Annotated in this window: 18 protein-coding genes and 1 pseudogene; 4 read left to right on the forward strand and 15 right to left on the reverse strand. The window is 52.6% G+C overall.

What is annotated here, in order from left to right; all coding sequences use genetic code 11:
• The coding region (locus tag SJI19_RS20540) for a PAAR domain-containing protein (RefSeq protein WP_323480131.1) at positions 1–471 on the reverse strand (471 nt) is incomplete at its 3' end.
• 550 nt (positions 472–1,021) lie between these two features.
• Positions 1,022–1,165: pseudogene (locus SJI19_RS20545) on the reverse strand (IS30 family transposase); the annotation flags it as partial.
• Between the two features lie 619 nt (positions 1,166–1,784).
• Here SJI19_RS20545 and SJI19_RS20550 point away from each other — a divergent pair.
• The 3 genes from SJI19_RS20550 to ettA all read left to right on the forward strand — a co-directional run bounded on the left by SJI19_RS20550 (position 1,785) and on the right by ettA (position 5,776).
• Positions 1,785–3,320 carry a 6-pyruvoyl-tetrahydropterin synthase-related protein gene (locus SJI19_RS20550; protein WP_323480132.1) on the forward strand — a complete coding sequence of 512 codons (1,536 nt, stop codon included), beginning with the start codon at positions 1,785–1,787 and terminating at the stop codon, positions 3,318–3,320.
• A gap of 86 nt (positions 3,321–3,406) precedes the next feature.
• Positions 3,407–3,859, forward strand: a complete 453-nt coding sequence (locus tag SJI19_RS20555; protein WP_323480133.1) for an acyltransferase — start codon at positions 3,407–3,409, stop codon at positions 3,857–3,859.
• Between the two features lie 252 nt (positions 3,860–4,111).
• Positions 4,112–5,776 carry an energy-dependent translational throttle protein EttA gene (gene ettA, locus SJI19_RS20560; RefSeq protein WP_323480134.1) on the forward strand — a complete coding sequence of 555 codons (1,665 nt, stop codon included), beginning with the start codon at positions 4,112–4,114 and terminating at the stop codon, positions 5,774–5,776.
• 74 nt (positions 5,777–5,850) lie between these two features.
• Here the strand turns inward: ettA and nadR are convergent, their stop codons facing one another.
• The 3 genes from nadR to serB all read right to left on the reverse strand — a co-directional run bounded on the left by nadR (position 5,851) and on the right by serB (position 9,624).
• Positions 5,851–7,110, reverse strand: a complete 1,260-nt coding sequence (gene nadR / locus SJI19_RS20565; RefSeq protein WP_323480135.1) for a multifunctional transcriptional regulator/nicotinamide-nucleotide adenylyltransferase/ribosylnicotinamide kinase NadR — start codon at positions 7,108–7,110, stop codon at positions 5,851–5,853.
• 61 nt (positions 7,111–7,171) lie between these two features.
• Positions 7,172–8,557 carry a DNA repair protein RadA gene (gene radA / locus SJI19_RS20570; RefSeq protein ID WP_323480183.1) on the reverse strand — a complete coding sequence of 462 codons (1,386 nt, stop codon included), beginning with the start codon at positions 8,555–8,557 and terminating at the stop codon, positions 7,172–7,174.
• Positions 8,558–8,646: 89 nt separating this feature from the next.
• Entirely contained in the window at positions 8,647–9,624 is a 978-nt protein-coding gene (gene serB / locus SJI19_RS20575; protein WP_323480136.1) for a phosphoserine phosphatase, read from the reverse strand.
• A 111-nt stretch (positions 9,625–9,735) separates the two neighbouring features.
• On the opposite strand from serB, the gene SJI19_RS20580 reads away from it, so the two are divergent.
• Entirely contained in the window at positions 9,736–10,404 is a 669-nt protein-coding gene (locus SJI19_RS20580; RefSeq protein ID WP_323480137.1) for a YtjB family periplasmic protein, read from the forward strand.
• A gap of 17 nt (positions 10,405–10,421) precedes the next feature.
• On the opposite strand, the gene deoD is transcribed toward SJI19_RS20580, so the two are convergent.
• The 10 genes from deoD to SJI19_RS20630 all read right to left on the reverse strand — a co-directional run bounded on the left by deoD (position 10,422) and on the right by SJI19_RS20630 (position 19,968).
• Positions 10,422–11,144 carry a purine-nucleoside phosphorylase gene (gene deoD, locus SJI19_RS20585; RefSeq protein ID WP_323480138.1) on the reverse strand — a complete coding sequence of 241 codons (723 nt, stop codon included), beginning with the start codon at positions 11,142–11,144 and terminating at the stop codon, positions 10,422–10,424.
• A 77-nt stretch (positions 11,145–11,221) separates the two neighbouring features.
• Positions 11,222–12,445 carry a phosphopentomutase gene (gene deoB, locus SJI19_RS20590; protein WP_323480139.1) on the reverse strand — a complete coding sequence of 408 codons (1,224 nt, stop codon included), beginning with the start codon at positions 12,443–12,445 and terminating at the stop codon, positions 11,222–11,224.
• Between the two features lie 17 nt (positions 12,446–12,462).
• The gene (gene deoA / locus SJI19_RS20595; protein ID WP_323480140.1) at positions 12,463–13,791 is read right to left on the reverse strand and encodes a thymidine phosphorylase; all 1,329 of its coding nucleotides are present in this window, start codon (positions 13,789–13,791) and stop codon (positions 12,463–12,465) included.
• A gap of 84 nt (positions 13,792–13,875) precedes the next feature.
• Positions 13,876–14,655: a deoxyribose-phosphate aldolase gene (gene deoC, locus SJI19_RS20600; protein ID WP_323480141.1), complete on the reverse strand. Its 780-nt coding sequence runs from the start codon at positions 14,653–14,655 to the stop codon at positions 13,876–13,878.
• A 297-nt stretch (positions 14,656–14,952) separates the two neighbouring features.
• The gene (locus SJI19_RS20605; RefSeq protein WP_323480142.1) at positions 14,953–15,741 is read right to left on the reverse strand and encodes a TatD family hydrolase; all 789 of its coding nucleotides are present in this window, start codon (positions 15,739–15,741) and stop codon (positions 14,953–14,955) included.
• A 203-nt stretch (positions 15,742–15,944) separates the two neighbouring features.
• On the reverse strand, positions 15,945–16,106 hold the full coding sequence (locus SJI19_RS20610; RefSeq protein WP_323480143.1) for a DUF1328 domain-containing protein: 162 nt from the start codon (positions 16,104–16,106) through the stop codon (positions 15,945–15,947).
• A 172-nt stretch (positions 16,107–16,278) separates the two neighbouring features.
• Entirely contained in the window at positions 16,279–16,863 is a 585-nt protein-coding gene (gene osmY, locus SJI19_RS20615) for a molecular chaperone OsmY (protein WP_323480144.1), read from the reverse strand.
• A gap of 594 nt (positions 16,864–17,457) precedes the next feature.
• Positions 17,458–19,047, reverse strand: coding sequence for a peptide chain release factor 3 (prfC, locus tag SJI19_RS20620; RefSeq protein WP_323480145.1), 1,590 nt, complete (start codon positions 19,045–19,047; stop codon positions 17,458–17,460).
• A 95-nt stretch (positions 19,048–19,142) separates the two neighbouring features.
• Positions 19,143–19,586, reverse strand: coding sequence for a ribosomal protein S18-alanine N-acetyltransferase (rimI, locus tag SJI19_RS20625; RefSeq protein WP_323480146.1), 444 nt, complete (start codon positions 19,584–19,586; stop codon positions 19,143–19,145).
• Positions 19,555–19,968 carry a DNA polymerase III subunit psi gene (locus tag SJI19_RS20630; protein ID WP_323480147.1) on the reverse strand — a complete coding sequence of 138 codons (414 nt, stop codon included), beginning with the start codon at positions 19,966–19,968 and terminating at the stop codon, positions 19,555–19,557. Before SJI19_RS20630 ends, rimI begins: the two co-directional genes overlap by 32 nt.
• Between the last annotated feature and the right edge of the window lie 95 nt (positions 19,969–20,063).

Here is a 20,063-nt window from a genome sequence, read left to right on the forward strand (position 1 = left end):
ATTGGCATTATTGCCGGTACCGTCGAAAAACACCCCGATGGTCAGGGTGATTTCCCGCTTTTTCTTCGGCGTTTTTCCGTCATCATGGGTATCCGAAGCCGCGTTCTTCCGCGCCGCCTGGGCGTGCTGTTCCGGCTCGGATGCGCTGACCGACGCAGCAGAAGAAGCAACAACTCGCGGGGTATTTTCCCGATAAGGGCCATGAGACGCCCACGTCTGTGAGGGAATAAACCAAGCCTCACACGGGCACGTCGAACGGCTGTACAAGGTGCTGGCGACGAAATGCCCATGTACCGACTCACTCCGATGTCCTCCAGCCACGTAGTAGTTGCCGGGATGCTTGCCGCACGAGACTTTACTGCCGTTCACCGCCACGGGATTATCGGCAAAACGTCGTTCCTGCATGCCTTCAAGTACCCTGCCGCCACAGCTGGTCTTGTCACCTTTGACTATCCAGTATCCTATTGCCATTACTCAATCTCCCAGCACCAGGCCGATAACTGCGCCCTGACGTCTGTGGACATCGCCGATAGATCTTTTGCTAAGCACCGTAATGTCTCCATTGCGGGCGGTAATTTTGCGCTCAATTGATTGGTATTGTGCTTTTCCATGCCGGATCCTTGTCCGTTTAGGGATATTATCCATCATCACATTTGTACAGTGACGTCACTGAAATTCACCTGGATCCACCACCCTGGTCGACGGTCGCGGCAATACCAGGATAATATCTCGGTTATATTTTATTGTAATAATCCACTATATTTTTACATTAATAATTTCTTTCTAAATAAAATAATTATTTGCATTTAAATAATGTTTTTAGATTTGTTTCAGGAACAAATAAATCACATATAAAGTCACAAAAAGCTAAACGGAATTCCGATAATAAAATAAATAAAACACCACAAAGTATAATTATTATATTAATAACCTATGGGTTTTCCATGTGTTAATCATAATAATATATGGCATTGTAATATACACTAACCGCTTAAATTGGTTAGCGTCACCATAGCATTTTACGCCGCAACAAACCGTTAGTATTCTCATTCGTTCCTCGCGGCCAACTGGCATAAGGCCGGGCAAAATAGACGTCTGCTTGGGTGAGCGCTGATATCTTCCCATGTCGTGCGAACTCGCCCCCATTGTCTAGCGTGAGGGTATGGCTGAGTGCTATGGTCTCGGGAAGTTCACATTTCATCCGTAAGCTTACAGCACCCAATATCACTGGCTATTTTTCGCTGGGCACAACCATTGTGGTGGAGGGCTTAAAGCGGGTATCGCTGGCCCTGGGTCAACTGATGGTAATGCTTGTTTTGTGTACTCATTTCAGGCAATTATTCCATGGCGCGGTAACTGCAAAATGTACCACAGTTGATCCACCGGCCAAATCACCCACCTGTTGCACTTTTTATGTTAATCCAGCACTCGTCAACTGAAACGATTGCGGCGCACTTGGTGGCGACCCACCGCATGAGCTGGATCACATTGTTGATTTATATCCTGATGCCCCAAGTAATTGCGCTATCCCACACGAGGGTCCTGATGTACTCTTCGGGGCTAAAACCGCAACACAACAACAATGCGGATTGACTCATCAGGCCCAGATTAATCAACGCCCATTACGCCGATGACTCGCGTTTACCTTAGAGTACATTACCGTGCAAAAAAACGATAAATCGATACTGATTTTTTTTATTTTCCTAATAATTGGCGTGTTGCTTTTCGCCATAATGAAAGACGGTATATGGTTCGGCCACGATAGGGTTGCGCATTTTCAGCGCATGATCTCATTAAATAATGAATTAGCTAATCATCAATATCCGCCATTGTTTGATTATTGGTCATCAGGCCAATTTGGTTATTCTTGGCAACTGTTTTATCCGCCGCTGACGTCGTTGTTATTTTTAATCGCCAAGGCAGTGACGTTTAATAGCCCAGATACCATCTTACAGATGAAAATGGTGTTTTTTATCATTGTCCTGATTGCATTTGGCGCATGCTTTTATGCCGCCAAGCGTGAGCACAATTCCAACGCGGCCGGTTATCTCTGCGCAATCATTTTGCTGACCTCAGGTTATTTCCTGACCAATATATTCGTGAGATTTGCGCTGGGGGAATGCCTGGCAATGGCCTTAATGCCACTGTTTATCAGAGGTTGCAGCTCATTAGTCGGCGATGGACGCGATCGGTGGCTAATCCCTTTTGCCACCTTGGGCATATTGTTATCCAATATCCCCAGTACCATCGTGGCCGCGCTATTTTTTTTCCTGTTTATGGCCGCTAATCTAAAAGCCATGCTGAATCAACACACCCTATTGTTTTTTCTGCGATCGGCATTAATAGTCATCTCACTTAGCGCATTCTATTGGTCACCGCTGCTTTATCATATTCGCCATTCCGATATTTTCGCCACCAGCGGCAAGCTACTGCAATATGAAGACTTGTTAAAATTCAGCAGTAGTCTGATCGAAACGCTATTTTCCCTCCCTTCAACCTATGGCGTATCCAATCCAGGCATGTTTTTGTCCATTGGCGTGGTGCAACTGGTTTTATCGCTGTTTTATCTGAAATATGGCCACTCATCCCAGGGACGTAAGATGGTGATTATTGCCTTGGTGTTTATCGTTGCCACCACGCATTTTGTACCCTGGAACCTGATTCCCAATTCCGTCCCGGTATTGAAACTGATGCAGTTCCCCTGGCGTTTGTTATCCTGCGCGGTGGCCATTGTGGCCTTATTTACCTCCGGGATGCTAGCTCGCAAGCTAACGCAGAGTCCCACGCTGGTTCTGTCCCTGGCGTTGTTATGTATCGCCACGATGTATTTGCCAATCAAACAGCGTTTCGATCACCCGTTGGTGCCGCTGAACCTCAACGAAATGTATGATGACTATCTCAATAACAGCAACGTCCGGCCGGAAAACTTTAGCCATCTGGACAAAAATGACTTTAGCTTTTTCACCAACCCGCAGGCCTCGATAACCGATACCCGGTTTGTCGATGGATACCCTGAAATGACCATCCAGTCCAACGGTGAGCAAGTGGTCACACTGCCTTTTATTAGGTACTCAGGCTATTATTTGATTGTCGATGGCAAGAAGACCTTGCCTGTGCTCTTGGCCAGCGGCCTGGTGGGCGTAAGGCTTAGCGGTGGCGAGCATCGGGTCAATCTGGCCTATCGTACCCGGATCGTGCTGATCCCGGCCTTAATCAGCGTGCTCTCATTGGGGGTGATCCTGGTATTTTTCTCGCGTCGCCGACGCAATAAATTATATGGACACCAGCCCAATGGCAAACTAGACGACCCTTTTATCTAACCATGTCGTCATAAACCTCTATTCGCCGTCAGTAACGGTAATGATAAATCGTGATGTGGCGACCAGATATACATTGCGGATGGATAATGAAGATTATCAACTGTGGCATACGGGACGTGACGAGCGGAGACAACGTCACTGTTATGGTTCCGTCTAATATCTATGAGTGCGAGCTTCATGACGATGTGTTTATCGGTCCCTTTGTTGAGATTCAGAAGGGGTGCGTCATTGGGCGTGGCTGCCGAGTGCAGTCACACACATTCATGTGTGAGAACGTATTTTTGGGAAGGGGCTGTTTTATCGGCCATAACGTCACATTTGCCAATGATTTGTTCCGGCGTGGTACGCCAGACCCAGACCCAGGCAGTTGGATTAGAATCTGCCTTGGCGATAATGTTACTGTCGGCAGCGGTGCAACGATATTGACAGACTCAATATGCAGCGGGGCAGTGATAGGCGCAGGGAGTGTGGTGGTAAAGCCCGTAACGGTGAAAGGAATCTATGCTGGCAATCCAGCCCGGTTGATCAGGATGTTATAGTATGGGCTACTGAAAACCACCGGAAACCGCACTGAACAGAAGGGTGATAATATGGTCAATATCCTTTTCATCAATATCGCCTGTTTAGGCAATTGTCTGCGGGATTAATGGGATTGCGAGGGAAAACCGGCTAAAATGGCTAGGAACAACCGCATTGCTAAATGCACAATGGCAAAATGCCCCGGAAGTGTCCGTTAAGACCCTAAATGTTACGGACATTAACTATCCCCCTATCAAGAGGCTTATAGCAACGTGGCTCAATACGTCTATACCATGCATCGCGTCGGCAAAATTGTGCCGCCAAAACGTCATATTTTAAAAGATATCTCCCTGAGTTTCTTCCCTGGAGCCAAAATCGGTGTACTGGGACTTAACGGCGCCGGTAAATCCACCCTGCTGCGTATCATGGCGGGCATCGATACCGAAATCGAAGGCGAGGCGCGCCCGCAGGCCGGCATTAAAATCGGCTATCTGTCGCAAGAACCACAGTTGGATTTACAGCAGACGGTGCGCGAGGCAATAGAACAAGCGGTAGGTGAGGTCAAACAGGCGTTGACTCGTCTGGATCAGGTCTACGCCGCTTATGCGGAGCCGGATGCAGATTTCGATAAGCTGGCCAAAGAACAAGGTGAACTGGAGGCGATTATCCAGGCCCATGACGGGCATAACCTGGACAATCAGCTGGAACGGGCCGCCGATGCGCTGCGCCTGCCACCTTGGGATGCCAAAATCGCCACCCTGTCCGGTGGTGAGCGGCGGCGGGTGGCGATCTGCCGCTTGTTGCTGGAAAAACCCGATATGCTGCTGCTCGACGAACCCACTAACCATTTGGACGCCGAATCGGTAGCCTGGCTGGAGCGATTCCTGTTGGACTATGAAGGTACCGTGGTGGCCATTACCCATGACCGCTATTTCCTCGACAATGTGGCCGGTTGGATCCTGGAACTGGACCGCGGCGAGGGCATTCCTTGGGAAGGCAACTACTCTTCCTGGCTGGAGCAAAAAGATCAGCGTTTGGCGCAGGAAGCCTCATCGGAAACCGCCAGACGTAAATCTATCGAGAAAGAGCTCGAATGGGTACGGCAAAACCCCAAAGGTCGCCAGTCAAAAGGCAAAGCCCGCCTGGCCCGCTTTGAAGAGCTTAATAACGTGGAATACCAGAAACGCAATGAGACCAGCGAACTGTTTATTCCGCCCGGACCCCGTCTTGGCGATAAAGTGTTGGAGGTGGAAAACCTCAGCAAATCCTATGGCGATCGGTTGCTGATCGATAAATTGTCCTTTTCCGTGCCTAAAGGGGCGATTGTCGGCATTATCGGGCCTAACGGTGCCGGTAAATCCACGCTGTTTCGTATCTTGTCGGGCAAAGAACAGCCTGACAGCGGCAGTGTAACCCTGGGTGACACCGTGCAGTTGGCTTCGGTGGATCAATTCCGCGACAGCATGGATAACAGCAAAACCGTTTGGGAAGAAGTTTCCGGCGGCCAGGACATTATGCGTATTGGCAACTTTGAATTACCCAGCCGCGCTTACGTTGGCCGATTTAACTTTAAAGGCGTTGACCAAGGCAAACGTATCGGTGAACTCTCCGGCGGCGAGCGGGGTCGGGTACACTTGGCCAAGCTGCTGCAAGTGGGTGGCAATATGCTGCTGCTGGATGAACCGACCAACGATCTGGACGTGGAAACCCTGCGTGCGCTGGAAAATGCCCTGTTGGAATTCCCTGGCTGCGCCATGGTCATCTCTCATGACCGCTGGTTCCTTGACCGGATCGCCACGCATATCATTGATTACCAAGATGAAGGTAAGATTGAATTTTTCGAAGGCAATTTTACTGAATACGAAGAGTGGAAAAAACGCACGTTAGGCGCGGAAGCCCTGCAACCCCATCGGATTAAATATAAAAAAATGTCCTGATAACCCGCCTTGCCCGCAGTGGATGGGCAAGGCTGTCGCGAGGCGAGTCCTGCTTAGCAGGACTCGCCTCACCGTCAGTGACCTTCGGGGATAGCCCCTTGCTCTGCCGTTTGTCCCAGCAGATCGCGCACCAGTTCGACACAGTGCAAAAAACGCCGATCGTAGTCAGGCACATCGACCCGTACAAAAGGAATCTGGTTGCTATTGAGCAAGTCTTCCAGCATCTGCTGGAAACCATCCCGATCCGCCTGATTGCCCAAACTACGCAATCCGTCAGCCACCCAGGGTGTATTGTTTTTTAATAAAATCACCAGATCGAATCGGTATTCATCGATCATCGCCTGGACAAACGGGTGTTCCCGACCGTGATAACGCTTGCAAAATGCCTGGCTGGTGACAAAATCAGTATCGATAAAGGCCACTTTATTCGCGTATTTTACTGCAAAATCAATATATTGTGCCTGTCCTAGCGCGATTTTGTCGTAGTCGGAATATTGCAGTGCCATCTCATCCCCACCCAGATGGGAAAAAACGTATTCCCGACCATACTCCCAAGCGCTGCTGGTATTAAAGATATTCGCCAGTTTATTGACCATGGTGGATTTGCCACTGGATTCTCCGCCGATCAGCGCCACGGTGCGCACAAAAAACGGTTTGACCTCCGTTGGGATATAGTCCCAATATCGGAACGGATTCTGACGGATCTGCTCACCACTGATCGACATAAATGAACGGTTGGGATCAATGACTACCGTGTCGATGCCCAAATGTTCACGATAGCTCGACGCATCCTGAGCTTCACTGGTATAAATAAATCCCGGCTCAATACCCTTGGTTTTCATAAAGGACTGGATACCGCGACTCCACACGTCCCACCCATGTGGATAGGGCTCCATTCCCTGTTCATTAAAAGAATGGATGTGAATATTTTTTTGATACTTGAAGGTTTGCAGCAGCCAACGTAGGCGATCGCTCACCGTTGGTTGCTGTGACATGGCGCTGTCTTCAAACAGTTGGCGATCGCGCGGCTCATCGTGGCCCAGGATCACGTGTAATTCATCAACCTGGCTACAGGCACGCTGGATCAAATAAATATGGCCAGTGTGCAGCGGATAGAATTTACCAAAGATCACACCGACTTTGTTTTGCCGCTGCGGGAACTCCAGACCCAGGAAGCGGTGGATAGCCTGCAGTTTCTGCGCGCTGGGGCTTTTTATTTTGGCATTTAACAACTGACTGAGGTAACCCTTGGTCATGTCACACGCCTCGGCCACCTGTTGTAATGTATATCCCTGTTGTTTTATCGCACCCTTCAAATAATTGAATGATGACATAGGATTCCCTCGCACGGATCAATCACTAACCTACCCCAATCAGGGTGGCAAAACCCATCGCTCATTCCAGCTCTTCCAGGATAGATAATGCGTCCGCCAGCTTTTTCACGCCGAAGATTTGCATATTATCCTGTGGCTTTTTCGGCACGTTGGCAAAAGGCACAATAGCGCGGCGAAAACCATGCTTGGCCGCCTCCGCAATACGCTCCTGGCCGCTGGGTACCGGACGAATCTCACCGGCCAGACCCACTTCGCCAAAGACCACGAGATCTTTTGGCAGTGGTCGATCGCGCAGGCTCGATACCATGGCCAGCATCAACGCCAGATCGGCGCTGGTCTCAGTGACTTTGACGCCCCCCACAACGTTGACAAACACATCCTGATCGGCCATTTGCAGCCCCCCGTGGCGGTGCAATACCGCCAGAAGGATCGCTAACCGGTTTTGCTCCAGTCCCACCGCAACCCGCCGCGGGTTGGCCAGCATGGAGTGATCAACCAGTGCCTGGATCTCCACCAGCAGCGGACGGGTACCTTCCCACACCACCATCACGCTGCTGCCGGGGGTCATCTCATCACCCCGGCTAAGAAAGATGGCCGAGGGATTGCTGACTTCGCGCAACCCCTGCTCGGTCATGGCGAACACCCCCAGCTCATTCACCGCACCAAACCGATTTTTATGACTGCGCAGCGTGCGAAAACGAGAATCGGCATCACCGTCGAGCATAATGGAACAGTCGATACAGTGTTCCAGCACTTTGGGCCCGGCCAGAGAACCGTCTTTGGTCACATGGCCGACCATCAGAATGGCGACGCCCTGGGTTTTGGCAAAGCGGGTCAGGTAGGCGGCCGTTTCTCGCACCTGCGCCACACTGCCGGGGGAGGATTGAATGTCTGCCATATGCATCACCTGGATGGAGTCGATCACCATCAGGCGCGGTTTTTCATCAGCCGCAATCAGGCAGATTTGTTCAATACTGGTTTCCGATAGCATATTCAGTCCGCCGGTGGGCAGTGCCAAGCGATGCGCGCGCATGGCAACCTGCTGCAAGGACTCCTCACCGGTGACATACAGGGTTTTCATTTGTTCGGAGAGCTTACACAGGGTTTGTAACAACAGGGTGCTTTTACCGGCACCAGGGCTGCCACCGATTAAAATGGCGCTGCCCGGTACCACACCGCCACCGAGGACGCGATCAAACTCTTTAAAACCGGTGGAAAAACGCGGCTGCTCCTCGGGGCTGATATCGGAGAGTTTACGTACCCGGCTGACACCGGCCTCACCCGAGTAGCCGCTAAAACGATCGTTACGGACTGCGGCTGGGGACGCCGCCACGCGCACTTCGGTGATCGTGTTCCAGGCATTGCACGCGCCGCATTGCCCTTGCCAACGGGGATATTCCGCGCCACATTCATTACAGACAAACGCCCGTTTCGCCGCTTTAGCCACTGATACCTCGAAAATTGATGACATTATACTCTGGCGCAGGCGCTGCTGACGGACCTGAGCTCTGGCCGGATACTGATGCCAAGCGGATGTCAGCGATCTTCGTTTTTAAGATTGCCGCTCAGAATACACATTACGCCTAATAAATCCGCATGGCGGATAATCACTTTACTCTGCTCATTCACCTTGGGTTTGGCGTGATAGGCGATGCCCAGCCCTGCAGATTGTAGCATCAATAAGTCATTGGCACCGTCGCCAATGGCCACAGTCTGGTGTAAGGGGATCGACAGTCGCTCAGCCAATTCCTGCAGTTCACGGGCCTTATACGCGGCATCAACAATGGGTCCGACCACTTCACCGGTGAACTTGCCATCGTAGAGACCTAATTGGTTGGCCGCCACGGAGACTAACCGTAGCCGATCGCGCAGATAGTCGGCAAAATAGGTGAAACCGCCGGAAGCAATAGCGACATGCCAGCCCAACGCGTGCAGTTTGGCCACCAGGCTGGTCAGGCCGGGCATCAGGGGGAGCGTATCTCTGACTTGACGCAGAATATTCGCATCGGCGCCCTTGAGGGTCGCCACTCGGTGGCGCAGGCTGGCCGCAAAATCCAGCTCACCGCGCATGGCACGCTCCGTCACCGCCGCCACCTCCGCGCCCACACCCGCCAGTTTGGCAATTTCATCAATACACTCGATCTGGATCGCAGTAGAATCCATGTCCATGATAAGCAGCCCCGGTGCGCGCAAATGCGGCGTTTTGCCGAAGGGCGCGACGTCTAGCGCCATGTCATGAGCCAGATGGGTTGCCTGGGGTGTTAATACGCCGGCCAGCCTGACCACATGATACTCTTCGATGATCCAGGCGGAGACGATCACCATCGCCGCGCCTAGCCGGCGCTGATAACGGGTCAGAAGCGCCTTATCCAGATTTTTGCCATACAGTAGCCAGCCGGTGTGTCCAGCCCGGTAATCCAGTGGCATCACCTCGTCACCGCTTAAGGACAGCGGCAAGCCGGGCCACTGGGAAATCCCGGAAGGGAGATCGCAGTATGTCAAACTGTTAGACATCAATTGCTCCTGTAGACATGGATATAGGTCATGGTAAAACAACGCGAATCAAACTACCCTATGGCCGATGATTCTGGCAACATAAAGCGTCCGATATAATAAAGGAATCCCATGGCACGAGCTAGACTCTCGTTTCGTTTACATCGCACCGCCATCGTTTTGATCTGCGTGACGCTATTGGTCTTGCTGATGCAGGGCGCATCATGGTTTAGCCTCAGCCATCAAATGGCGCGCTCCGCGCAGGTGGACGATCTGGCCGATACGCTGATCCGCCAATTATCCTCGCAATTGGAACCGCTGATGGCGCAAAGCGATGACAACACAGCGCCAATCCAGGCCATTCTGGATAAGCTTACCGTGGGAAGCCGCATTCTGGATGCCAGCGTGTATGCGATGGATGGCAGTCTGATTGCCCGGTCGGGAGAAAATATCAGCGTACGCGATCGTCTGGCCATTGAACGCCAGCGCGCCGGCAGCTTTTTTAACCATCAGTTGGTGCGCACCATGACTGACAAGGACGGCCCCTGCGGTTTTGTCCGTCTAACCCTGGATACCCATGTATTGGAGACCGAGGCCAAGCAGGTTGACAATACCACCAACCTGCTGCGGTTGATGATATTACTGGCCTTGGCCATCGGCATCATACTGGCCCGTACGCTGTTGCAAAATCGGCGCAGCCGCTGGCAACAGTCGCCTTATTTGCTCACCGCCAGCACACCGCTGGCGGAGCGCAAGGACGAGGACGAAGAAGACGACGGGCAGGCACCGCCGAAAACCTAACCGGTTCTAAGTCAACCTCAGATGTTACCCTCACCAAGCAGCACTGACTCCAGCGCGATTTCAATCATATCATTGAAGGTGGTTTGACGATCGGCGGCGCTCAGGCATTCACCGCTGCGGATATGATCGGATACGGTACAGATGGCCAGCGCCCTGGCGCCAAATTCCGCCGCTACGCCGTAGATACCCGCCGCTTCCATTTCCACGCCGAGAATGCCATATTTTTCCATCACGTCGAACATCTGCGGATCGGGCGTATAAAACAGATCGGCGGAGAACAAGTTACCCACCCGCACATTTACCCCCGCGGCGTTGGCAGCATCCACCGCATGGCGCAGCAGACCATAATCAGCGATGGCCGCGTAATCATGATCCTTAAAACGCATGCGGTTTACCTTTGAGTCGGTACAGGCGCCCATGCCGATAATCACGTCGCGAACATGCACATCAGCACGCACTGCACCACAGGAACCCACCCGAATAATCTGCTGTACGCCAAATTCCGTAATCAGCTCTTTGGTATAAATAGAGCACGACGGGATGCCCATACCATGACCCATCACAGAGATATCCCGACCTTTATAACTACCGGTATAACCGAGCATCCCACGCACATTATTCACTTCACGCGCCCCAACCAAAAATGTATTGGCAATATGTTGTGCCCGTAACGGATCGCCGGGCATCAGGACTACATCTGCAAAATCGCCTCGTTCAGCGTTAATATGCGGCGTTGCCATGGTGATTTTCCTTATTATTGAATGAATTGCCTATTTTATCCGCCGAAAGGCGGGCTATGGCTGAGTTTAATCGTAGCTCAGAGTATGGCTTTGCCGTAGGCCATTGGCGACAAGGCAAAATAATGCGCCACGGTCTGCCCGATATCGGCGAAGGTTTCTCGGTGGCCATAGGAGCCTGGTTTAATCCCGGGACCGTAAATCAATACCGGCACATGCTCGCGGGTATGGTCAGTGCCTGGCCAGGTAGGATCGCAACCGTGATCTGCGGTGAGGATCAGCATGTCCTCGCCGGTGACCCTCGCCATCAGCTCCGGCAAGCGGCGATCGAACAACTCCAACGCGGCGGCGTAACCCGCCACATCGCGCCGGTGGCCATAAGAGGAGTCGAAATCGACAAAATTAGTAAAAACAAGGGTGCGATCGCCGGCCTGCTCCATCTCGGCAAGGGTAGCGTCAAACAACGCATCGAGGCCGGTGGCCTTGATTTTTTTAGTAATGCCCACCTGCGCGTAGATATCGGCAATCTTGCCCACCGAGACCACCTGTCCATCCTTCTCCTCCACCAGCTTTTGTAAAACGGTGGCAGAGGGCGGCGCTACCGCCAAATCATGTCGGTTGCCGGTACGCTCAAAATGGCCGCTTTTATCGCCGATAAACGGACGGGCAATGACGCGGCCGATATTATATCCACCGTCGGTAAGCAACTCACGGGCAACCTCACATAAATCATATAGACGCTGCAGGCCAAAGGTTTCCTCATGACAAGCAATTTGGAAAACCGAATCAGCCGAGGTGTAGAAAATCGGCTTGCCGCTGCGCATATGCTCTTCACCAAGCTCGTCGAGAATGACGGTGCCAGACGAGTGGCAGTTGCCCAGGTAACCCGGTAATCCCGCATCTTTCACCAGTTGATCAAGCAGTTCCTGCGGGAAACTGTTCTGCGGATCGGGGAAATATCCCCACTCAAACATCACCGGGACACCGGCAATTTCCCAATGCCCCGACGGGGTATCCTTGCCGGAGGAGATTTCGCTGGCATAGGCGTAAGCACCGACAATGTCGGCCTGCGGATCCAATCCGGCAGGGAAATGCCCGGTGGACTCCTGTGCCGCCTTGCCCAAGCCCAGGCGGGATAGGTTTGGCAGCGTCAACGGCCCGCTACGGCCCTGATTAGCGTCACCTTGTTGGCAGCGCTGTGCAATATGACCCAAGGTATCCGAGCCGCTATCGCCGAATTTTTCCGCATCACCGGCGGCACCAATACCAAAAGAATCGAGCACCATAATATAGGTACGTTTCATTGTTTTCTCCTGCTGATTTACTCGCCGGATGTCATGCGGCAATAAATGACCGGCTGGGCGTCTGGCGCCTGTGCCGCAATCGTGATGGCCGCGCGTACTGCCTCTGCGGCCCGGGTCCAGCTATCCTCGCTGGCGGCGTGAAGGGTTGCCAAAGGTTGCCCGGCTTGTACTGATTCCCCCAAGCGCACCATCCGGGTCAAACCCACGCTATAGTCGATAGCGTCGCTAACCCGTTGGCGCCCACCGCCCAGCGTCACCACGGCCATACCCAAGGCACGGGTATCCATGGCGCTGATATAGCCCGATTGACTGGCGAAAACCGGCTTGCTCAGGGTTGCTGCCGGCAGGTAACGGTCGTAGTGGCCGATAAAGTCGATCGGTCCTCCTTGGGCGGCAACCATGCGGCCAAAACGTTCTGCCGCTTCGCCGTTGTCTAATACCCGCTGCAGTCGAGCCTGCGCCTCGTTGTCATTATTCGCCAGGCCTGACGTCACCAACATTTCACTGCACAATGCCATGGTCACTTCCAGTAACCGGGGATTACGCTCCTCGCCGGTAAGAAAACGGACCGCTTCACGGACTTCAAGTCCATTGCCGGCACTTGAGGCCAGTACCTGATTCATGTCGGTAAGCAAAGCCGTAGTTTTGCATCCCGCGCCGTTAGCCACACCAACGATGGCTTTCGCCAACGCCGCCGACTGTTCAATGTTTGGCATCAGGGCTCCCGACCCCACTTTGACATCCATCACCAGCGCATCGAGTCCCTCGGCCAGTTTCTTGGCTAATATCGACGCAGTGATCAAGGGAATGGAATCCACCGTGGCCGTAATATCGCGCGTGGCGTAGAAACGCTTATCCGCTGGCGCCAGCGAATTGGTTTGACCAATGATCGCCACCCCGACATCCTTGATGATCGCGCGAAAACGTTGATCGTCAGGAAAGATATTCAGACCGGGGATAGACTCTAATTTATCAAGCGTGCCACCGGTGTGCCCCAAGCCTCGCCCAGACACCATGGGGACAAAACCGCCACAGGCGGCAACCATCGGTCCCAGCATCAATGACGTGACGTCCCCTACCCCACCGGTCGAATGCTTGTCTACTACCGGACCACCCAAATCACTGCGTCGCCAGTCGAGAACATGGCCGGAGTCGCGCATCGCCAGAGTCAGCGCCACGCGCTCACCGAGATTCATATCATGAAAAAAAATGGTCATCGCCAATGCAGCGATTTGCCCTTCGGATACGGTATTATCCCGGACGCCATTAATAAAAAAACGGATCTCATCTTCGTTCAGCGATCCACCGTCACGCTTTTTGCGAATAATTTCTTGTGCCAGGAACAAGGTCACCCCCTGCAGAACAACAAAATGGGTAAAACCCGCCGAAAAGGAATCCCCCCCCCGACTGAGCCCTACCGCTGGGATAAATCAGTAATCGCTACCGGTGTTAGATGCACGCTGCCCCAGCGTCGCCAACAAGCTGGCCAGCAGGCTTGAGGCGCCAAAGCGGAAATGGCGCGCGTCGACCCAGTCAATGCCCATGATACGATCTGCTAACGCCAGGTAAGCTGCCGCTTCCACCGTGGTACGTACGCCGCCCGCCGGCTTGAGGCCCACCCGATCACCAACGCCCTTAGCGTGGATCACTGATAGCATGATTTCGACGTTTTCCAGTGTGGCGTTGACCGGTACTTTGCCGGTGGAGGTTTTGATAAAGTCCGCACCGGCATCAATGGCGATTTCCGCGGCCCGACGAATCAGATCCGGACGTTTAAGTTCGCCGGCTTCAAGAATCACCTTTAACAATACCCCGCTGTCGGCACACAGCGCCTTGCATTGACTGACCAACTCGGCACCCACCGACGCATTACCGGCCATCAACGCCCGGTAAGGGAAAACCACATCCACTTCGTCGGCACCATAAGCGATAGCTGCACGGGTTTCAGCCACGGCGATGGCAGTGTCATCGTTGCCGTGGGGAAAATTGGTGACAGTGGCGATACGAATGTCCGGCGTATTCTGTCTTAGCAATGCCTTACGTGCCACGGGGATGAATCGGGGATAGAGACAAATGGCAGCAGTGTTGCCGGCCGCGCTCTTGGCCTGATGACAGAGCTCGATTATCTGTTCATCGGTGTCGTTATCGTTAAGGATGGTAAGATCCATCAAACCCAGCGCTCGCCGGGCCGCAACGGTTAAATCACTCATAGTACTCTCCAACTTTTCGCTCCGAGCAACGGCGCGACGATCAACCTAGGGCGCTATGTTCAGACACATAACGCGCCGTATCGTTGGCGAGCGGACTTGGTTCCATGAAGAAAGACCCGGAACCATCAAATGATCCGGGCGTCAAAGATCCTTCTCACCGCATAAGCCTGTATCAAAGACGCAGAATAAATGCTCCGGCCTTACGCGCTTTCTCTATTTTTCCACATTTAACGGAAATTAGCTGCTTATGGATTGAGAATTATGCGTCCGATCCCGATTATCCGCCAAATAGTTGCGCTATAAGCGGGATAAACCGAATAAATCTAGGCTATTGCGGTAGATTATTTCAGCAATCTGTTCCGGTGGTTCCGTTCGAAGTTCACAGAGTGCCGCGAAGGTGCGCAGTACATATTCCGGTCGATTGGGTTGCCCCTGACAACCGAACGGGGGCATATCCGGCGCGTCGGTTTCCAGCAGCAACCGTTCCAGCGGCAAACGGGCCATAACCTGGCGGGTTTTATTGGCCCGCATGTAGGTGATGGTGCCGCCCACGCCAATATAAAAACCCAGTTGGGTAAACGCTCGTGCTTGCTCATAACTCCCGGCGAACCCATGCACCACGCCGGCTCGCGCCAGTGGGTGACGGCGCAGGATCATGGCCAGCCGGTCGTGGGTACGACGGGAATGGAGCATAACCGGCAGGTCGTAACGGCTGGCCAAGCGCAATTGGGCAATGAGCAACGCCTCCTGCCGAGGCATCTGCGGCTGTTCCATGTACGCATCCAGGCCAATTTCACCCACGGCAACCAGCCCTGGGGGCGCACGCCGCACCTGCTGCTCCAGCAGCGCCAGACCCTCATCGGTATGCCGCGCAATGGCTATTGGGTGCAACCCCAAGGCGGCATAAAGTTGTGGATGACGGTTGGCCAGATCCAGCACCACGCTAAAACGTTCCGCCTCTACGGCGGGGACGATAATCTGCTTGACCCCCGCATCGGCCGCCCGCTGGATGCTTTGTGTCTCAGCGCCGCTGAACGGCGGAAAATCAAAATGACAATGCGTATCTATAAAATAGGGTGTAGTCATGACTCTTATCCAAAATGCCGGATCGACGTCGGTCCGTGATTGACGTTAGGCACCACAAATACCGGGGGAAGGTAACGCATCATGACACATTATATCGTCTACATAATTTGAGTGTTAGGCAGGAAGGGCAAAGGAAAGGGAAAATAGCGGCAAAAAAAGTCCGGACAAACCACAAGTCTGTGATTTGTCCAGTTGATATGGTGCTACCTGCCGCGTCGGCCGGTGAACAGACTGACCAGAAACAGGATAATACCCACCACAAAGACGACTTTTGCCGCCCATGCTGCAGTACCAGCTAAGCCGCCAAAACCCAACGCGGCCGCAATCAAGGCGATAACCAGAAAAATAATGCCCCAGCGAAACATAAACTTCTCCTTACCCAAATGATAGAAGTACGATTATTGTGTTAACGGAAATGGTGTTAGTGCATGAAAAATGCACGTGACCCGGCAAACCGTCTTTATCCCTTGATGTCGCGTGCAACATCAAAGCGTGGGCGATCCCGCTTGGGACCACTCGCGCCTGACTGCTTAAATATTAGTACGTCAGATCGTTTTTCACACTCTTCACACCGTCAACCGTTTTGGTCACGCTTTCGGCGCGAGCAGCTTGGTTGGCATTTTTAACCGAACCGCTGAGCTGAACAACCCCAGCGTCGGTTTCCACGTTCACCGTCATCATATCGGTCAGCAGTTTGGCTTTCACTGCGGTAGTGATTGCCGCATCACTTGCATAGCCTTTTACCGAGGTGCCCTCAGCACCTTTCACACGCAGCTTGTCGCTCACCGATTTGACACCGTCAACGGTCTTGGACGCAGCGACGGCACGTTTCGCCTGATCTTGGGTGGAAACAAAACCGCTGAGAGTCACTACACCTTTTGTGGTTACCACTGAAATGTCGTTACCGTCGATTGATTTATCGCCAATCAACGCGCTTTTCACTTTTGCGGTCACGGCGCTGTCGTCCATGTAGTTTGCCGCCGTTTTCATCGTATTATCGACCTTCGCGCCAGTACTGTTTGGCTCTTGCTTGATGGTGTCGTTAGCCATGGCGGTTGTGCCGGCCAACAGAGTACTCAATACCATCGCCGTGAGCGTTTTAGTCATCTGGATCTTATTCATGCATATTTCCTTTTTACTTTGCCGGCCACCGAAATCAGGGTGCTGTCGCCACAATTGTGGCCGGTCTAATTGCCGCCGGATAAGCATCGGTCGGCGTTTAATAAAATCGATCCCTGCGGTCAATGGCTCATGGCTATTGGCAACGCAATAGATCGTCAGGAGAATCGCCGTTGTTGAATAACACCTGCGGGCTTATTCATTAGAAGGAGTAAAATTCCAAACATTCTTGGTAAAGCAGGTACATTACGCTAATTTAGCGCTTTTATTAGCTTATTTAACCGTTCCGAAAGTGACCATTTAACTATAGACCAGAAATGACAGATTGCATGGTTCAGGCAGGAAAAAACGCCAAATCCGATGAATAAGCAAGTATTTAGGAAATTTCTGGCTCCACGGGAGCTGATGCCAACACCGGAGGTATTGGCAATAAATAAGCTGATACAGATCGGGTCTATTGGATATATTCTTGATCTTTAAGGCTGTAGATACGCAGGACGTGCTCATTCACCCGAATCACTGACGTAAGTTCATCGGGTGCTCTCGCTGGCCGCCGGTCTGCCGTTTGAACGTTACCGGGCAGGCCGTTCGGGGGGATTAATGTTCGCGAGTCTTGTGGAAACCCACGTCAGGGTAACGTTCCTGGGTCAGATTAAGGTTAACCATGCTTGGGGCGATATAACTCAGGTTATCACCACCATCCAAGGCCAGATTTTGTTCATTCTTACGTTTGAACTCCTCAAGTTTTTTGACATCACGGCATTCGACCCAACGGGCGGTGGAGACGTTGATTGACTCATACAGTGCTTCAACGTTGTATTCGCTTTTCAGCCGGGCCACCACCACTTCAAACTGTAGGACCCCTACCGCACCAACGATCAGATCGTTATTGGTGAGCGGGCGGAATACCTGTACCGCGCCCTCTTCGGACAACTGAACCAGACCTTTAAGCAGTTGCTTTTGCTTGAGCGGATCGCGCAGACGGATTCGGCGAAACATTTCCGGTGCAAAATTGGGGATACCGGTAAACTTCATCTCTTCACCTTGAGTGAAGGTATCGCCAATCTGGATGGTGCCATGATTATGCAAGCCGATAATATCGCCCGGATAAGCCTCTTCTATATGTGAGCGGTCACCGGCCATAAAGGTCAGTGCATCGGCTATCTGCACATCTTTACCGGTGCGAACCTGATGCAGTTTCATCCCGGTTTCGTAACGTCCTGACACCACCCGCATAAAGGCGACTCGGTCACGGTGTTTCGGATCCATATTGGCCTGGATTTTAAACACAAAACCGGTAAATTTATCTTCGTTGGCATTCACCACACGTGTGCTGCTCTGACGCGGCATCGGCGGCGGCGCCCAGGCCACCAGTCCGTCCAGCATGTGGTCGACGCCAAAATTACCCAGCGCGGTGCCAAAAAATACCGGGGTCAATTCGCCGCGCAGGAAAGCCTGTTCCTCAAACTCATGAGAGGCCCCTTGCACCAGTTCCAATTCTTCGCGCAACTGTGCCGCCAGATCCTCGCCGATAGCCAGATCCAAATCGGGGTTGTGCAATCCCTTAACGGTGCGTACTTCCTGAATAGTATGGCCTTTGCCGGTCTGGTAGAGGTAGATTTCATCCTTATAAAGATGATAAACCCCTTTAAAGCGCTTGCCACAACCGATGGGCCAGGTGATGGGCGCACAGGCGATACGCAGCTCATGTTCCACTTCGTCCAACAACTCCGTCGGGTCACGAATATCGCGATCCACCTTATTCATAAAGGTCAGGATCGGCGTATCTCGCAGTCGGGTGACTTCCATGAGTTTTCGGGTACGATCTTCCACCCCTTTCGCTGAATCAATCACCATCAGGCAGCAATCCACTGCGGTTAAGGTACGATAGGTGTCTTCAGAGAAATCTTCATGCCCCGGCGTATCCAGCAGGTTTATCAGCGCATCCTGGTAAGGAAACTGCATGACCGAGGTCGTAATGGAAATCCCACGCTGCTTTTCCATTTCCATCCAGTCCGATTTGGCATGATGGCTTGAACCACGCCCTTTCACCGTACCGGCAGTCAAAATGGCGTGCCCGAACAACAACACTTTTTCGGTAATAGTGGTTTTACCGGCGTCGGGGTGCGAAATGATCGCAAAAGTGCGCCGGGCCGCGATTTCTGCGGCAAAAGAGGCATTCTTCATCTTCAAGTTCTCGATGGGTAGGTAATCATTATTGATGGCTATATCGCTGGTCTAGATTCTACATGCAGAAAGAACGCATTGATAGTCTACCAGCGTCAGCCCAGCGGTAACGCCATGATGATGGCATCTTCGCGCCCCACGGCGGCGGGATAATAATCCCGTCGTATCGAGACATCATTAAAACCAAGGGATCGATATAGCGAGATCGCCGGCTGATTGGACTGCCTGACCTCCAGCCACAACGTCAGCATGCCGCGCTGCTCCAGCTCGGCGATGACATGTTCAAGCAGCATGCGGCCCAAGCCTCGACGCTGAAAATCCGGATGGACTGCAATATCAAACAGTGTGGCTTCGTCCAATACCGTTTGGGTAATGGCAAAAGCCGCCATGGTGTCATCAACGGTCAGCTTAAGATTGAGATAACGCTCGCCCTGATTACTGGCAAACGTTTTCGCCGTCCAAGGGAACGCGTGACTGGCTTGTTCTATATGCCAGGCGGCGGTGAGGTCAGAGACTGTCAGGGAAGAAATCATGTTCATAGAGGCAAATTTGGCGCCAAAGGTCACGCTTGGCCGCAGCGTTGTTCAGCAATTCAACCAACGGCGGGGTAGCAAGAGAGATACCGGACAGGCTGCGTGTTGCCGCAATACCCAACCACCAGCTGTGGCAGTGGGTATCCTCGGGCAGCATCGCGACCTGTTCGAGCGTAAGCGGGTACAGCGCGGACAACGGTAAATCCAGGCTGCGCGCCACATCGCACAACAGCGGATGATCGACGGGGGGCGCTACGCTGGCAATCAATAATAAGCGAGTTTCCTGCGCCAAGACGACCGCGACTTCGCCCTGTAGCGCCGTCGGACGGCGCAGAGTCCATTGCGTGATACCTAACTGTTGCAATAGCCAGTCGCGTCTTGAAGTCATACCCATCCTGTCTGTTTTCCGTGCTATGGGCGGAACAATCCACCGATGCGACCAAACCCATCGAACATCGGGCAATAAAGCACTATACTCCCCGC

Source organism: Acerihabitans sp. TG2 (genome assembly GCF_035013185.1).
Lineage (GTDB): Bacteria > Pseudomonadota > Gammaproteobacteria > Enterobacterales > Enterobacteriaceae > Acerihabitans.

Bases quoted from the DNA above. Each gene is read 5' to 3' on its own strand.
- SJI19_RS20605 (WP_323480142.1), bottom strand. From the start codon at position 15,741: ATGACTACACCCTATTTTATAGATACGCATTGTCATTTTGATTTTCCG.
- nadR (WP_323480135.1), bottom strand. From the start codon at position 7,110: ATGTCATCATTCAATTATTTGAAGGGTGCGATAAAACAACAGGGATAT.
- serB (WP_323480136.1), bottom strand. From the start codon at position 9,624: ATGTCTAACAGTTTGACATACTGCGATCTCCCTTCCGGGATTTCCCAG.
- deoB (WP_323480139.1), bottom strand. From the start codon at position 12,445: ATGAAACGTACCTATATTATGGTGCTCGATTCTTTTGGTATTGGTGCC.
- osmY (WP_323480144.1), bottom strand. From the start codon at position 16,863: ATGAATAAGATCCAGATGACTAAAACGCTCACGGCGATGGTATTGAGT.
- SJI19_RS20580 (WP_323480137.1), top strand. From the start codon at position 9,736: ATGGCACGAGCTAGACTCTCGTTTCGTTTACATCGCACCGCCATCGTT.
- deoC (WP_323480141.1), bottom strand. From the start codon at position 14,655: ATGAGTGATTTAACCGTTGCGGCCCGGCGAGCGCTGGGTTTGATGGAT.
- SJI19_RS20630 (WP_323480147.1), bottom strand. From the start codon at position 19,968: ATGACTTCAAGACGCGACTGGCTATTGCAACAGTTAGGTATCACGCAA.
- deoD (WP_323480138.1), bottom strand. From the start codon at position 11,144: ATGGCAACGCCGCATATTAACGCTGAACGAGGCGATTTTGCAGATGTA.
- SJI19_RS20610 (WP_323480143.1), bottom strand. From the start codon at position 16,106: ATGTTTCGCTGGGGCATTATTTTTCTGGTTATCGCCTTGATTGCGGCC.
- prfC (WP_323480145.1), bottom strand. From the start codon at position 19,047: ATGAAGAATGCCTCTTTTGCCGCAGAAATCGCGGCCCGGCGCACTTTT.
- SJI19_RS20550 (WP_323480132.1), top strand. From the start codon at position 1,785: ATGATCTCATTAAATAATGAATTAGCTAATCATCAATATCCGCCATTG.
- SJI19_RS20555 (WP_323480133.1), top strand. From the start codon at position 3,407: ATGAAGATTATCAACTGTGGCATACGGGACGTGACGAGCGGAGACAAC.
- rimI (WP_323480146.1), bottom strand. From the start codon at position 19,586: ATGAACATGATTTCTTCCCTGACAGTCTCTGACCTCACCGCCGCCTGG.